Raw genomic sequence first — 14,970 nt, 5'->3', positions numbered from 1 at the left:
TTTGGTGATTTTGCAGAGGTGGCTTAACGGTTACTAGTTTCTTTATACGACAACCTCTTTCCATCCTCCTTACCCCTACGCCCCACCCGTTCTTTATGTGATCTGTGTTACATAAATGTGAGTAATGCGTACTGGCGCACATAAAAACCCACTGATTTTTGCAGGCTGCATCACGAAATTCCTCTGAGGCAGGTAGCCAGGGTCTCAGACGCTGCTCTCTCATCCTCCCGCCTCCTCCCCCATAAAAAAGCTGGGGGGTGGAGGATTCACGCAGTTAAGGGATAACGCATAGTCAATCCATCAATGAATGTTGCTGTCGATGACAGGTTGTAACGAAGGGAGAAGGGCATGGCGAGCGTACAGCTGCGAAATGTAACGAAAGCCTGGGGTGACGTGGTGGTATCGAAAGATATCAATCTCGACATTCACGAAGGGGAATTCGTGGTGTTTGTCGGACCGTCAGGCTGTGGTAAGTCAACCTTGCTGCGTATGATCGCCGGACTTGAGACCATTACCAATGGTGATTTGTTTATCGGGGAGACCCGGATGAACGACATTCCACCCGCCGAACGTGGTGTGGGGATGGTCTTCCAGTCCTATGCGCTGTATCCCCATTTGTCCGTCGCAGAAAACATGTCATTTGGCCTCAAACTCGCTGGCGCGAAAAAAGAGGTGATGAACCAGCGTGTTAATCAGGTTGCGGAGGTGCTGCAACTGGCCCATCTGCTGGAGCGCAAACCCAAAGCGCTCTCCGGTGGGCAACGTCAGCGTGTGGCAATTGGCCGTACGCTGGTTGCAGAGCCACGTGTCTTTCTGTTGGACGAACCGCTGTCAAACCTCGATGCCGCACTGCGCGTCCAGATGCGCATTGAAATCTCCCGCCTGCATAAGCGTCTTGGCCGCACGATGATTTACGTCACCCACGATCAGGTCGAAGCGATGACCCTGGCCGACAAAATTGTGGTGCTGGATGCCGGCCGCGTTGCGCAGGTCGGTAAACCCCTCGAGCTATACCACTACCCGGCTGACCGCTTTGTTGCCGGGTTTATTGGTTCGCCAAAGATGAACTTCCTGCCGGTGAAAGTGACGGCAACGGCGATCGATCAGGTTCAGGTTGAGCTGCCTAACCGCCAGCAAATATGGCTACCAGTGGAAAGCCGCGCGGTGCAGGTTGGCGCCAATATGTCTTTAGGTATCCGCCCGGAACATCTGCTGCCCAGCGATATTGCTGATGTCACCCTCGAAGGTGAAGTACAGGTAGTCGAGCAGCTTGGTCACGAAACTCAAATCCATATCCAGATCCCCGCCATCCGTCAGAACCTGGTTTACCGCCAGAACGACGTGGTGTTGGTAGAAGAGGGTGCCACATTCGCTATCGGCCTGCCGCCAGAGCGTTGCCATCTGTTCCGTGAGGATGGCACTGCATGTCGTCGGTTGCATCAGGAGCCGGGCGTTTAAGGTCCCCATAAAAAAAACGAAACGCAAAACCATTCGTAGTTGCAGAAGGTGGCAGCGTTTAAAGAAAAGCAATGATCTCAGGAGATAGAACGATGATTACTCTGCGCAAACTCCCTCTGGCGGTTGCTGTAGCAGCAGGCATTATGTCTGTTCAGGCAATGGCTGTGGATTTCCATGGTTATGCTCGTTCCGGCATTGGCTGGACAGGTAGCGGCGGTGAACAACAGTGTTTCCAGGCAACTGGTGCCCAAAGTAAATACCGTCTTGGTAACGAATGTGAAACCTATGCGGAAATCAAATTAGGTCAGGAAGTGTGGAAAGAGGGCGATAAGAGCTTCTACTTCGACACCAACGTTGCCTACTCCGTTGCACAGCAGAATGACTGGGAAGCGACCGATCCTGCTTTCCGCGAAGCCAACGTGCAGGGTAAAAACCTGATTGAATGGCTGCCGGGTTCCACCATCTGGGCCGGTAAACGTTTCTACCAGCGTCATGACGTCCATATGATCGACTTCTACTACTGGGATATTTCAGGTCCTGGTGCCGGTATTGAAAACATCGATCTGGGCTTCGGTAAACTGTCTCTGGCCGCAACCCGTTCTCAGGAAGCGGGTGGTTCTTACACCTTCAGTAGCCAGAATATCTACGACACATCCAAAGATACCGCGAACGACGTATTCGACATGCGTTTAGCGCAGATGGCCATTAACCCGGACGGCATGCTGGAACTGGGTGTTGACTACGGTCGTGCGAATAAAACTGACGGTTATAGTTACGCGGATAGCGCGTCTAAAGATGGCTGGATGTTCACTGCAGAACATACTCAGAGCATGCTGAAGGGCTATAACAAGTTCGTGGTTCAGTATGCAACTGACGCGATGACCACGCAGGGTAAAGGTGGCTCGCAGGGTACTTACGGTTCAACCTTCGATACCCAGGCAACACCAAATGATCCCGTTATCCATCATGTAAACAACAACATCAATAACAACGGTAGCCTGGTGCGCGTACTTGACCACGGTGCTATCTCTCTGGGCGACAAGTGGGACCTGATGTACGTCGGTATGTATCAGAATATCGACATGGATAACGACCTGGGTACTGAATGGTACACCGTGGGTATTCGTCCGATGTACAAATGGACGCCAATCATGAGCACCCTGATGGAAGTCGGCTACGACAACGTCAAATCTCAACAGACTGGCGATCGCAACAGCCAATACAAAATCACCCTGGCGCAACAGTGGCAGGCAGGCGATAGCATCTGGTCTCGTCCGGCAATCCGCGTCTTTGCAACCTATGCCAAATGGGATGAAGAATGGGGCTACGTGAAAAACGGAGATTCGGTCTCTAAATATGCTGCTGCAACCAACTCCGGTATCAGCACAACCAGCCGTGGCGATAGCGACGAGTGGTCCTTCGGTGCCCAGATGGAAATCTGGTGGTAATCCAGCATTAACCTGACGTAATGACCTAAAGAGGGGCGTAAGCCCCTCTTACTTACGGTTTAGCGCGCTATTGCCTGGCCACCGCTGAACCCATGCTCTCTGAGGTGATAACAATGAAAATGAAGAAAAGTCTCGTTGCCCTTTGTTTATCGGCAGGGTTATTTGCCAGCGTTCCTGGAATCAGCCTGGCCGATGTGAATATCGTTCCGCAGGACACCGCCGCTGCACCGTCGATTCCGACCGCTGCATTGCAACAGCTGACCTGGACGCCAGTCGACCAATCGAAAACCCAGTCAACCCCGTTGGCAACAGCGGGACAGCGTCTGGACATTGCCGGTATTAGCGGCCCGGTTGCCGCCTATAGCGTACCGGCCAACATTGGTGAACTGACCCTGACGCTGAGCAGTGAAGTTAACAAACAAACCAGTGTATTTGCGCCAAACGTCTTAATTCTTGATCAGAACATGACGCCATCTGCGTTCTTCCCCAGCAGTTACTTTACCTACCAGGCTCCGGGTGTGATGAGTGCGGATCGCCTGGAAGGCGTGATGCGTCTGACGCCAGCGCTGGGACAGCAGAAGCTTTATGTTCTGGTCTTTACTACTGATAAAGATCTCCAACAAACCACCACGCTGCTTGACCCGGCGAAAGCGTATGCCAAGGGTGTGGGCAACGCTGTTCCGGATATTCCGGACCCGATTGCCCGCCATACTACCGATGGTCTGGTGAAACTGCAGGTGAAAACCAACAGCACCTCCAGCGTGCTGGTTGGGCCGTTATTTGGTTCCTCTGGCCCGGGGCCGGTGACAGTGGGTAATACCGCAGCGCCTGCGGTGGCTTATGCGGCTCCGGCTGCCGCGGTAGCCGCGCCGGCACCGCAACCTGTGAAGAAAAGTGAACCGGTGCTGAATGACACTGAGAACTATTTTAACCAGGCGATTAAGGATGCCGTGGCGAAAGGTGATGTTGATAAAGCGCTGAAGCTGCTTGATGAAGCTGAACGTCTGGGATCCAAATCTGCCCGTTCCACCTTTATCAGCAGTGTAAAAGGCAAGGGGTAACCATCTCCCCACATTGTTGATTTTGCAACAACTGGTGCGTCTCCTGGCGCACCTTTTTTTATCCTTCGATGCTACTTGTTACACTTATGTTGCCCTACCGATCACTTAATCGTGTTTGCTCACCCCGCAAAGCCTTTTCTGCGATACAATGCCCTCAGGTTATGAATCGGAGAGTAAGGCATGCCACACCCCGCGTTAACGCAACTGCGTGCTCTGCGTTATTTTGATGCGATCCCGTCGCTTGACCCTCAATTGCTCGACTGGTTGTTACTGGAAGATTCCATGACCAAACGTTTTGAGCAGCAGGGAAAACAGGTCACCGTAACATTGATACGAGAAGGATTCGTTGGGCAAAATGAGGTCACTGAAGAGTTGACGCTGTTGCCGGCAGAATCCCGCTATTGGTTGCGGGAAATCCTGTTATGCGCGGATGGTGAGCCGTGGCTTGCCGGTCGGACTGTCGTGCCGGAATCCACCTTGTGCGGCCCCGAACTGGCTTTGCAAAATCTGGGGAAAACCCCGCTCGGGCGCTATCTGTTTACATCATCGACATTGACCCGCGATTTTATTGAGATTGGCCGTGATGCAGCGCTGTGGGGACGCCGTTCCCGCCTGCGGCTGAGCGGTAAGCCGCTGATGCTTACCGAGCTTTTTTTGCCTGCATCGCCGTTGTACTGAGAGGAAGATAAAGATGGAGTGGAGTCTGACGCAGAATAAGCTGCTGGCGTTTCACCGCTTGATGCGTACGGATAAGCCAATTGGCGCCTTACTGCTGCTCTGGCCGACGCTGTGGGCGCTGTGGGTAGCGACCCCTGGCGTACCGCAATTGTGGATACTGGCGGTGTTTGTCGCCGGTGTGTGGCTGATGCGCGCTGCCGGATGCGTGGTGAATGATTATGCCGACAGGAAATTTGACGGACACGTCAAACGCACCGCAAACCGACCGCTGCCGAGCGGTGCAGTCACGGAGAAAGAGGCCCGAACGCTGTTTGTTGTGCTGGTGTTGCTCGCCTTCCTGCTGGTTCTGACTCTTAACACGATGACGATTTTGTTGTCCGTTGCGGCGTTAGCACTGGCGTGGGTTTATCCCTTCATGAAACGCTATACGCACCTGCCGCAGGTGGTGCTGGGGGCGGCGTTTGGCTGGTCTATTCCCATGGCGTTCGCCGCCGTCAGTGAATCTGTACCGCTGAGCTGCTGGCTGATGTTCCTCGCCAACATTCTCTGGGCGGTGGCGTATGACACCCAGTATGCGATGGTTGACCGTGATGACGATCTGAAGATTGGCATTAAATCGACCGCCATTCTGTTCGGTCAGAACGACAAGCTGATTATTGGCATTCTGCAGGTCGGTGTTTTGGCGCTGATGGCGACGGTGGGTTGGTTAAACGGGTTGGGGCTGGGCTATTACTGGTCACTGCTGGTGGCGGGCGCGCTGTTTGTGTATCAGCAGAAACTGATTGTCGATCGTGAACGGGATGCCTGCTTTAAAGCGTTTATGAACAATAACTATGTGGGGCTGGTGCTGTTCTTAGGGCTGGCGATGAGCTACTGGCACCTTTGAGTTTGGCTTAACCTGCAAAATAAAAACCGGTCATTTCATTTTGACCGGTTTTTTTATGCTTACTCGCCCTGCGTTGCGCTTTCGATGGTCAGACGCACATCGGATGTGACCAGTTCGGCCAGCATCTGATAAATCTTCATCGTTTCTTCCGGTTCGGCATCACCGGTATCACTGATGTAGCCCTCGTCACGCAGCGTCAGCACCAGGGAACTGAACACGGCTTTATCGAAGAACTCAGGCGCGTTGATACCGTGCAGCACGGAAAGACGTTGCGCCACGGTGCGGCTCTCTTTCTCCAGTGTACTGCGGTTGATGGACGGGTTCGCACTCAGCAGCCAGAAGGTAATGGCATAGCGCTGTAGCGTTTCACGCGCGCCCGCAGCCAACAGCTGCAGCGTGCGAGAGTGAACCGGGTTGATATGCAGCTCATCGTTCTGCAGGGTTATCAGACCCTGACGCTGCATTTCGTTGGCCAGCTCGTCAATCACACCGGCAAGCTCATCGCGCTCCCAACGCAGGAACAGCTCTGCTTTCAGCATCGGGTACAGCGCTTCAATATGCTGCTGCAATGCGGCGCGTGAAATCCGACGGTGCTGAGTCACAATCGCGGCCATCAACGAAGGCAGAACCAGCATGTGCGCAATGTTGTTGCGGTAGTAGGTCATCAGTACCGCCTGCTCGCGCGGCAGAATGATGATGTCACCGATCGTGTCTTTCTCAACCTCAAATTTGTTCATCTGCAAGGCGTGGTCGATCAGTTCACTGGCGCTTTGTGTCGGTACTGTCGTATCCGAAGCATACGGCACATTGCGTAGCAGGCTCAGGTAGCAATCGAGCTGTTCGGTTAGCTGCTCGCGCGTCAAAGAACGCTGACGGGAAGCCAGTAACGCGGTGCAACACAGGTTCATCGCGTTGGCCGCGCCCGCGTTGTTAATGCGTACCATCAGATCGGCAGCAATGTTATTCACCGTCGGCGTCAGCCAGGCCGGGCGAATAGACTCGATAGGATCGATAGATTCGCGCCACTCCGGCACATGCTGATTCAGGTAGGTCATCAATGGCATAGGTTCGCCAAAGTTAACGTAGCCCTGGCCCAGGTTACGCAGCTTGCTCAAACCGCGTAGCATTTGCGGCAGGCTTTCTTTCTCTTTGGTCGCGCCACGCAGCTCTTTGGCGTAAGTCCCCACTTCCATCACGTGCTCGTAGCCGATGTAAATCGGAACGAGGGTAATCGGACGCGTACCGCCGCGCAGCATCGCCTGAATGGTCATCGACAGCGTGCCGGTTTTCGGGTCGAGCAGACGACCGGTACGTGAGCGACCACCTTCAACAAAGTATTCAACCGAGTAACCACGGCTGAACAACTCGCCCAGATATTCGCGGAATACGGTGGAATAGAGCTTATTGCCTTTAAACGTACGACGAATAAAGAATGCGCCCAGACGGCGGAAAATCGGACCTGCCGGCCAGAAGTTCAGGTTGATCCCTGCAGCGATATGCGGTGGAACCAGCCCCTGATGGTACAGAACATACGACAGCAGCATGTAATCCATATGGCTGCGGTGGCACGGTACATAGACGATTTCATGCCCGTCGTGCGCCAGTTGGCGTACGCGCTCGGCATTGTGAACGTTAATTCCCTGGTACAGACGGTTCCAGGTAAAGCCCAGGATACGGTCCGTCAGGCGGATCATCTCATAGGAGAAATTCGCGGCAATCTCTTCCATCAATGCGATAGCGTTTTGCTGCGCCTTTTCATGGGAGATTTTTTTGCTGCGTGCTTCATCTTCCACCGCGCGTGCGATGGCTTTTGAGGCCAGCAGTTTATTAAACAGATCCTGGCGGGCAGGGAGGCGAGGGCCAACCGCGGCTAAGCGCTGGCGGGCAAAGTGCATACGCGCCACGCGTGCCAGTTTCTGTGCGATTGTTTTATCTGTGCCGTGTTCGTCTGCCATGCGGCGCAGGGAGACGGAAGGTGAGAAGCGGACAAAACTGTCGCGCCCCAGCCAGGAGACGGCAAAGAATTTCTGCACGCCATTCAGCATGCGCAGTGGCGGGTTGACCTCACCTTTCTCGCGCCCTGGGGCTCGGCCAAACATCACCGATACCGGCACCATCTGCACATCCAAATCGGGGTTGCTGCGATGCAGATCGAGATAGTTATGGAACAGCTTGATGGACTCTTCTTTTGGCGTGTAATAGGTGAATACACGCGGGCCGCCGTGTATAAACACGTAGCGCGGCAGCAAAGTCCCGTCTATCTCCAGCGGTTCCAGGGGATCGGGGAGGTCGTGCACCAGACATTGGGCACGCAGTGTCAGCAAGTCAGCTTTTGAGTTGTACGGTAAGACGTACATAATGGGACGAGAGGTATCGAGTCCCAATTCCGGGGCGGGTTCCGCCGGGATAGACTTGCTTTTTACCAGGATGCTTAATGGTAAATTCAGTAATTTGTAGTAAATTCGTGGCCAGCCGGACATAAACGATGTAAAGCCTCTGGTTAATAATGCAAATGCGCTGCAAGGATATCAGAAAGTTTAGTGAATTTCTGTGGTATCCCGTCATACTTCGCGCAGCTTTGCTTATGCCCTGAAACAAACAGGGTAATGAGACAATAATACTCACGCTAATAATGTAAAAAGGTTCTTTTGATGGCCAATAATACCACTGGATTCACCCGGATTATCAAAGCAGCAGGCTATTCCTGGAAAGGTTTCCGCGCCGCATGGATCAATGAGGCGGCATTCCGTCAGGAAAGCGTTGCCGTACTGTTGGGGGTAGCCATTGCCTGCTGGCTGGACGTTGACGCGATTACCCGCGTACTGCTGATTGGTTCGGTGATGCTGGTGATGATCGTTGAAATTCTGAACAGCGCCATTGAGGCGGTTGTCGACCGAGTTGGTTCTGAGTATCACGAGCTTTCTGGCCGGGCGAAAGATATGGGATCGGCTGCGGTATTGCTTTCTATTTTCGTCGCTCTGATCACCTGGGGCATCCTGTTGTGGTCGCATTTGCGATAAAGATTCCACAACTTCATAAATCTCCTGTTTTTTGTGCAGTTTGCGGTTCCAAATTCGCCTTTAGCTGTATATACTCACAGCATAACTGTATATACACCCAGGGGGCGGAATGAAAGCGTTAACGGCCAGGCAGCAAGAGGTGTTTGATCTCATTAGAGATCACATCAGCCAGACAGGTATGCCACCGACGCGTGCGGAGATCGCGCAGCGTTTGGGGTTCCGTTCCCCAAACGCGGCTGAAGAACACCTGAAAGCGCTGGCGCGTAAAGGTGTGCTGGAAATCGTTTCTGGCGCATCGCGTGGTATTCGCCTGCTGCAGGAAGAAGAGGAAGGCTTACCGCTTGTTGGTCGTGTCGCGGCCGGTGAGCCACTTCTGGCACAGCAGCACATTGAAGGCCATTACCAGGTTGACCCATCACTGTTCAAACCGAACGCCGATTTTCTGCTGCGCGTCAGCGGTATGTCGATGAAAGATATCGGGATTATGGATGGCGATTTACTGGCTGTGCATAAAACACAGGACGTACGTAATGGCCAGGTTGTTGTTGCCCGTATTGATGATGAAGTCACGGTTAAGCGCCTGAAAAAGCAGGGCAATAAGGTTGAACTTTTGCCAGAAAACAGCGAGTTCAAACCGATCATCGTTGACCTGCGTGAGCAAAGCTTCACTATTGAAGGGTTGGCTGTCGGCGTGATTCGTAACGGTGAATGGCTGTAATGATCAGCTGATTTCCTGTAGGCCGGAAAGGGCGTTTACGCCGCTCTCCGGCAAATTGCCCGATGACGCTACGCTTATCGGGTCTACAAAAACGCGTTAATTTCTTTTCAGGCTCCTTTCCATGCCTTTCTTTACCTCCTCTGATAAAGCACTTTGGCACCTTGCCTTACCGATGATTTTCTCCAACATCACTGTTCCACTGCTGGGGCTGGTGGACACGGCGGTGATTGGTCATCTGGATAGCCCGGTCTATCTTGGCGGCGTTGCCGTTGGCGCAACAGCGACCAGTTTTCTCTTTATGCTGCTGCTGTTTTTACGCATGAGTACCACCGGTCTGACAGCCCAGGCGTTCGGCGCGAAAAATCCGCAGGCACTGGCACGCGCGCTGGTTCAGCCGCTGATGCTGGCGTTGGGTGCCGGATTGCTTATCGCACTGTTTCGTACACCGATTATCAGCCTGGCGTTACATATCGTGGGAGGTAGTGAAGCGGTGCTGGAGCAGGCCCGAAGGTTCCTGGAAATCCGCTGGCTCAGCGCGCCCGCCTCGCTGGCAAATCTGGTGCTGCTTGGCTGGCTGCTTGGCGTCCAGTATGCACGCGCGCCGGTTATCCTGCTGATTGTTGGCAATGTGCTTAACATCGCGCTCGATTTGTGGCTGGTGATGGGCCTGCATATGAACGTGCAGGGCGCGGCGCTGGCGACGGTGATTGCCGAATATGCCACTTTGCTGATCGGCCTGATGATGGTACGTAAAGTCCTGCATATACGCGGAATTTCGCTGGCGATGTTGAAGCTTGCGTGGCGCGGCAACTTCCGCCGTTTACTGGCGCTTAACCGCGACATCATGCTGCGCTCGTTGCTGCTGCAACTCTGTTTTGGCGCTATCACGGTGCTGGGCGCGCGTCTGGGGGGCGATATCATTGCGGTTAATGCCGTTCTGATGACTCTGCTGACGTTCACCGCTTACGCGCTGGACGGATTTGCCTATGCTGTAGAAGCGCACTCTGGCCAGGCCTATGGGGCACGCGATGGTAGCCAGTTGCTGGATGTCTGGCGGGCGGCTTGCCGGCAGTCGGGTATCGTGGCGATCCTGTTTTCCCTGGTCTATGCCCTGTTCGGCGAGCAGATCATTACGCTATTGACCTCATTGCCGCAGATCCAACTTCTGGCCGATCGCTATCTCATCTGGCAGGTGATTTTACCGCTGGTGGGCGTCTGGTGTTATCTGCTGGACGGGATGTTCATTGGCGCAACACGAGCCGCGGAAATGCGTAACAGCATGGCCGTTGCGGCCGCGGGTTTCGCGTTAACGCTACTGGCTTTACCGTGGCTTGGAAACCACGGCTTGTGGCTGGCGTTAACCGTTTTTCTCGCGCTGCGCGGGCTTTCACTGGCCTTCATCTGGCGACGTCACTGGCGTAATGGCACCTGGTTTGCCTGATGCTTATGGTTAAAAATTCTGAATAGTAAATAAAACCCAGAATCCCTGACTACACTTATTATCACGCCCAGCAAAAACAGCATGTATCCGGGCGCAGCACTCTCGCTATTCACAACCTAACGATGAGGACTTGATGATGAATAAAGACGAAGTCAGCGGTAACTGGAAACAGTTCAAAGGTAAAGTGAAAGAGCAATGGGGCAAACTGACCGATGATGATATGACGGTCATTGAAGGTAAACGCGACCAGCTGGTAGGTAAAGTCCAGGAACGATACGGGTACGCGAAAGATCAGGCGGAGAAAGAAGTTAAAGATTGGGAAAAACGCAACGATTACCGCTGGTAATTAACCCCTCCCTCCTGAGAGTACAAGGATGTACGCTCTTTTATTTACCGCCCGACTTTCTTCTTCACCTGAATGGTATGGTCATGCTGGCAATCGCCAGGATGGCGGCATGATTCCACTTCCACACATGCCGGACACAGGCCGTGGGCTTCAATCACGTTATGGCGCAGAGCAAATCCCATTTTAGCTGCCAGCGTATGCATAATATCTTCCACGCCTTCCGCACACTCTTCTTTTACCACGCCACAGCGGTCACAAATAAACATTGCCGAGCTATGGGTTGGCTGATCGAACAGATGACAGAGCACATAGCTGTTGGTGGATTCCACTTTGTGCACAAAACCTTGTTCAAGCAGAAAATCAAGCGCACGATACACGGTAGGGGGTTTGGCCTGCGGCTCGGTTTCCCGCAGCAGATCAAGCAGATCATAGGCGCTGATCGCCCCTTCCTGCAGGCTCATCAGGCGCAGCACTTCGAGGCGTTGTGGCGTTAGTCGCACGTTACGTTGCACACAGAGTTTTTCAGCTTGAGCCAATAACTCCTGCGTGGTGGTTTTGTCCATTTGGCGCCTCGATTTGTGTGGAAGGTTAATCCCTTACTTTATCATGTTCTGCTTAAAACGCCGAGATCCACCGCTGTGTGCTATACCTGACGCATCGCAACACTGGAAAATTAACATGAAAAGACCCGATTGTATTCGCCACTGGCGTGAAGTTGAGGGGCCTGATGACTCCACCTATCCAGGTAGCGATGAGCTATTTTCTATTGGCGCGCCGTTGGCCCGCAGGTTGGGGTTAGGGCGATTAGGCATTCATCACGAACGTCTGCCGCCGGGGCGTCGTACTTCTTATCCACACGCTGAAAGCGATGAAGAAGAGTTTATCTACGTGCTGGAAGGCTACCCGGAAGCCTGGATAAATGGTTACTTATGGAAGCTGGAACCCGGCGATAGCGTCGGTTTTCCGGCAGGAACCGGCGTGTGCCACACTTTTATCAACAACACCAGTGACGAGGTGCGGCTGCTGGTCGTCGGTGAGGCGAACAAGAAGCATAACCGTATCTACTATCCGCTCAATCCGGTCTACGCGGTCACACGTGAGGATCGCTGGGTTGACCATCCTCCACAGTTTTTTGGTCCACACGACGGAAAACCTGGGCGGAAATGACGATCTACGCGAACGAAGGGCGCTATCCACGACGATGTGGCTCACTATCGCAACGGTCTATGCTATAGTAGCGCCCCTTTTTTAACCGGATGCTTGAATATTCGCCATGCTGCCTGAATCTCAGTCTACCGCTTTTCCCGCTCATCGTTTTTCTATCGCGCCGATGCTCGACTGGACGGACAGACACTGCCGCTACTTTTTGCGCCTGTTGTCCCGCCAGACCTTGCTCTATACGGAGATGGTGACCACCGGGGCAATTATTCATGGCAAAGGCGATTACCTGGCATATAGCGAAGAAGAACATCCGGTTGCTCTTCAGCTAGGTGGGAGCGATCCGGCCGCGCTGGCCCAGTGCGCAAAGCTGGCTGAAGCACGAGGCTATGACGAGATTAACCTCAACGTCGGCTGCCCTTCCGATCGCGTACAAAACGGGATGTTTGGCGCTTGCCTGATGGGGAATGCGCAACTGGTCGCCGATTGCGTGAAGGCGATGCGCGATGTGGTGTCGATTCCGGTGACGGTCAAAACGCGTATCGGTATCGATGACCAGGACAGCTACGAATTCCTGTGTGACTTCATCAATACGGTTTCCGGTAAAGGTGAGTGTGAGATGTTTATCATCCACGCCCGTAAGGCCTGGCTGTCCGGGCTAAGCCCGAAAGAAAACCGTGAGATCCCACCGCTGGATTATGACCGTGTTTATCAGTTGAAGCGTGATTTCCCGCACCTGACGATGTCGATAAACGGTGGAATTAAATCACTGGAAGAAGCAAAGACGCATCTGCAATATATGGACGGCGTAATGGTGGGTCGGGAAGCCTATCAAAACCCGGGTATTCTGGCATCGGTCGACCGTGAAATTTTTGCTGCGACTACTCCGGATGCTGACCCTGTCGCCGTGGTGCGCGCCATGTATCCCTATATTGAGCGGGAGCTGAGTCAGGGGACGTATCTGGGGCATGTGACCCGCCATATGCTCGGGTTGTTCCAGGGCATTCCAGGCGCACGTCAGTGGCGTCGTTATCTGAGTGAAAATGCGCATAAAGCCGGGGCCGATATTAACGTTCTGGAACATGCGCTGAAACTGGTCGCAGATAAGCGTTAAGTTCTCACCAAAAGTTAGTCAATTTCACCACGCCCTGCGTTTTATCGCGGGGCGTTTTCGTTATAAATCAATGCATTAATTTTGGCATGTTTCTTGTAAAGCAATGGAGAGAATTTCATTTCGGGAGAGCGTCATGCTGGAACTACTTTTTGTGATTGGCTTTTTTATCATGCTGATGGTCACTGGCATATCACTGTTGGGCATCCTCGCCGCGCTGATGGTGGCGACGGCAGTGATGTTCCTCGGTGGGATGTTTGCGTTGATGATTAAACTGCTTCCCTGGCTGCTACTGGCCGTCGCCGTGGTGTGGGTGATTAAGGCGATAAAAGCGCCAAAAGTCCCACAGTATCAGCGCAATAACCGCCGCTTTTACTAAGGTATTGAGCGGTACGTCACAACCTGCAACATTGCCTTTAGAACCAAATAGGAATTGATTATCAAATCTGTCACTATTGCGTGGTTAACGAATTCATCGAGCTGTACCCTACATACAGCCGAACTAAAAAAGAAAGGGCTTCCTGCGGGAAGCCCTAATTCTTTCTTTCCCAGTCATAATTCAAACCGCAGGTGTGTTGGCTGCTTGAATTATTTAAGAGGGAAGTCTCACGGGATCAGCAAACTCGAACCCTGCGTGGCGCGGCTTTCCAGCACTTCATGGGCACGCCGTGCGTCGTGCAGCGCGAATGTCTGACCAGGCGCAACATCCACTTTAATCACCCCACTGGCAATCAACGAGAAAAGCTCATTGCTGGCTTCCGTTAATTCGTGGCGGTTGGTGATGTAACCCGGCAGAGAAGGGCGCGTGACATACAGCGAGCCTTTCTGATTCAGAATACCTAAGTTAACGCCGGTTACCGGCCCGGAGGCGTTGCCAAAGCTGACCATCAATCCCCGGCGTTGCAGGCAATCCAGTGAGGCTTCCCAGGTATCTTTCCCCACCGAGTCGTATACCACCCGTACTTTTTTACCACCGGTGATTTCCTTAACCCGTTCGACGATACTTTCTTCACGGTAGTTAATCACTTGCCATGCACCGGCCTGCTGCGCTATTTGCGCCTTCTGCGCATTGCCGACAGTACCAATCAGCTTCGCTCCCAGCGCTTTTGCCCACTGGCAGGCAATCAGCCCAACGCCGCCCGCTGCTGCATGGAACAAGAAGGGCTCGTCGGGCTGGATTTCGTAGGTTTTACGTAACAGATAAAAAACGGTCAACCCTTTCAGAAATGAGGCCGCTGCCTGCTCAAAAGAGATGGCATTAGGCAGAATGGCGGCTTTATCGGCTGGCACGTTGTGCACTGAGCTGTAAGCGCCAAGGGCAGACTGGGCATACACCACACGGTCGCCAACTTTAATGTGCGTCACTTTGCTGCCGACTTTACTGACCACGCCTGCGGCTTCTGTGCCCAGACCACTGGGTAACGAGGGAGGCGGATAAAGCCCACTGCGGATGTAGGTGTCGATGTAGTTGATGCCAATCGCTTTGTTCTCGACCTGGATTTCATGTTCCGCCGGGTCAACGGGCGTAAACTCCACAGCCTTCAGTACATCAGGGCCGCCGTGCTTGTGAAATTCAATACGTGTTGCCATGCTTCCTCCAGAAATGTGGTAATCTTTCGACCCAATCATTATCTCGGTAACTCCA

At 53.3% G+C, this 14,970-nt stretch carries 15 protein-coding genes; 12 read left to right on the top strand and 3 right to left on the bottom strand.

Going from position 1 to position 14,970, the window contains the following annotated elements:
- The first annotated feature begins 348 nt into the window (after nt 1-348).
- From malK to ubiA, 5 genes are all read left to right on the top strand, one after another.
- Nucleotides 349-1,458 (top strand): maltose/maltodextrin ABC transporter ATP-binding protein MalK, encoded by a 1,110-nt coding sequence (gene malK / locus NNO03_RS08605; RefSeq protein WP_271449297.1) that lies wholly within the window; start codon nt 349-351, stop codon nt 1,456-1,458.
- Nucleotides 1,459-1,550: 92 nt separating this feature from the next.
- Nucleotides 1,551-2,906 (top strand): maltoporin, encoded by a 1,356-nt coding sequence (locus tag NNO03_RS08600; protein WP_271449296.1) that lies wholly within the window; start codon nt 1,551-1,553, stop codon nt 2,904-2,906.
- Between the two features lie 113 nt (nt 2,907-3,019).
- Nucleotides 3,020-3,967 (top strand): maltose operon protein MalM, encoded by a 948-nt coding sequence (gene malM, locus NNO03_RS08595; protein ID WP_137381187.1) that lies wholly within the window; start codon nt 3,020-3,022, stop codon nt 3,965-3,967.
- A gap of 180 nt (nt 3,968-4,147) precedes the next feature.
- Nucleotides 4,148-4,645 carry a chorismate lyase gene (ubiC, locus tag NNO03_RS08590; protein ID WP_005132668.1) on the top strand — a complete coding sequence of 166 codons (498 nt, stop codon included), beginning with the start codon at nt 4,148-4,150 and terminating at the stop codon, nt 4,643-4,645.
- 13 nt (nt 4,646-4,658) lie between these two features.
- Nucleotides 4,659-5,531 (top strand): 4-hydroxybenzoate octaprenyltransferase, encoded by an 873-nt coding sequence (ubiA, locus tag NNO03_RS08585; RefSeq protein WP_137381186.1) that lies wholly within the window; start codon nt 4,659-4,661, stop codon nt 5,529-5,531.
- A 59-nt stretch (nt 5,532-5,590) separates the two neighbouring features.
- On the opposite strand, the gene plsB is transcribed toward ubiA, so the two are convergent.
- Entirely contained in the window at nt 5,591-8,011 is a 2,421-nt protein-coding gene (gene plsB, locus NNO03_RS08580; RefSeq protein ID WP_188232235.1) for a glycerol-3-phosphate 1-O-acyltransferase PlsB, read from the bottom strand.
- A gap of 171 nt (nt 8,012-8,182) precedes the next feature.
- Here plsB and NNO03_RS08575 point away from each other — a divergent pair, with 171 nt between their 5' ends.
- The 4 genes from NNO03_RS08575 (at nt 8,183) to NNO03_RS08560 (ending at nt 11,056) form a co-directional block, all read left to right on the top strand.
- The gene (locus NNO03_RS08575) at nt 8,183-8,551 is read left to right on the top strand and encodes a diacylglycerol kinase (protein WP_003031701.1); all 369 of its coding nucleotides are present in this window, start codon (nt 8,183-8,185) and stop codon (nt 8,549-8,551) included.
- A 109-nt stretch (nt 8,552-8,660) separates the two neighbouring features.
- Nucleotides 8,661-9,269, top strand: a complete 609-nt coding sequence (lexA, locus tag NNO03_RS08570) for a transcriptional repressor LexA (protein ID WP_103777801.1) — start codon at nt 8,661-8,663, stop codon at nt 9,267-9,269.
- A 121-nt stretch (nt 9,270-9,390) separates the two neighbouring features.
- Nucleotides 9,391-10,710 (top strand): MATE family efflux transporter DinF, encoded by a 1,320-nt coding sequence (gene dinF, locus NNO03_RS08565; protein WP_271440974.1) that lies wholly within the window; start codon nt 9,391-9,393, stop codon nt 10,708-10,710.
- 136 nt (nt 10,711-10,846) lie between these two features.
- Entirely contained in the window at nt 10,847-11,056 is a 210-nt protein-coding gene (locus NNO03_RS08560; protein ID WP_005132658.1) for a CsbD family protein, read from the top strand.
- Nucleotides 11,057-11,100: 44 nt separating this feature from the next.
- On the opposite strand, the gene zur is transcribed toward NNO03_RS08560, so the two are convergent.
- Nucleotides 11,101-11,619: a zinc uptake transcriptional repressor Zur gene (zur, locus tag NNO03_RS08555; RefSeq protein ID WP_137381183.1), complete on the bottom strand. Its 519-nt coding sequence runs from the start codon at nt 11,617-11,619 to the stop codon at nt 11,101-11,103.
- Between the two features lie 115 nt (nt 11,620-11,734).
- Here zur and NNO03_RS08550 point away from each other — a divergent pair, with 115 nt between their 5' ends.
- The 3 genes from NNO03_RS08550 (at nt 11,735) to pspG (ending at nt 13,704) form a co-directional block, all read left to right on the top strand.
- Nucleotides 11,735-12,223: a cupin domain-containing protein gene (locus NNO03_RS08550; protein WP_048213928.1), complete on the top strand. Its 489-nt coding sequence runs from the start codon at nt 11,735-11,737 to the stop codon at nt 12,221-12,223.
- Between the two features lie 106 nt (nt 12,224-12,329).
- The gene (dusA, locus tag NNO03_RS08545; protein ID WP_137381181.1) at nt 12,330-13,328 is read left to right on the top strand and encodes a tRNA dihydrouridine(20/20a) synthase DusA; all 999 of its coding nucleotides are present in this window, start codon (nt 12,330-12,332) and stop codon (nt 13,326-13,328) included.
- A 133-nt stretch (nt 13,329-13,461) separates the two neighbouring features.
- Nucleotides 13,462-13,704, top strand: a complete 243-nt coding sequence (gene pspG, locus NNO03_RS08540; RefSeq protein WP_048213926.1) for an envelope stress response protein PspG — start codon at nt 13,462-13,464, stop codon at nt 13,702-13,704.
- Between the two features lie 227 nt (nt 13,705-13,931).
- Here the strand turns inward: pspG and NNO03_RS08535 are convergent, their stop codons facing one another.
- Nucleotides 13,932-14,915: a quinone oxidoreductase gene (locus NNO03_RS08535; RefSeq protein WP_271449295.1), complete on the bottom strand. Its 984-nt coding sequence runs from the start codon at nt 14,913-14,915 to the stop codon at nt 13,932-13,934.
- Between the last annotated feature and the right edge of the window lie 55 nt (nt 14,916-14,970).

Origin of the sequence: Citrobacter sp. Igbk 16 (assembly GCF_028069755.1) — a bacterium.
Classification (GTDB): Bacteria; Pseudomonadota; Gammaproteobacteria; order Enterobacterales; family Enterobacteriaceae; genus Citrobacter.
The sequence above is the reverse complement of the archived record's forward strand: the minus strand, read 5'-3'. Positions and strand labels throughout refer to the sequence as shown.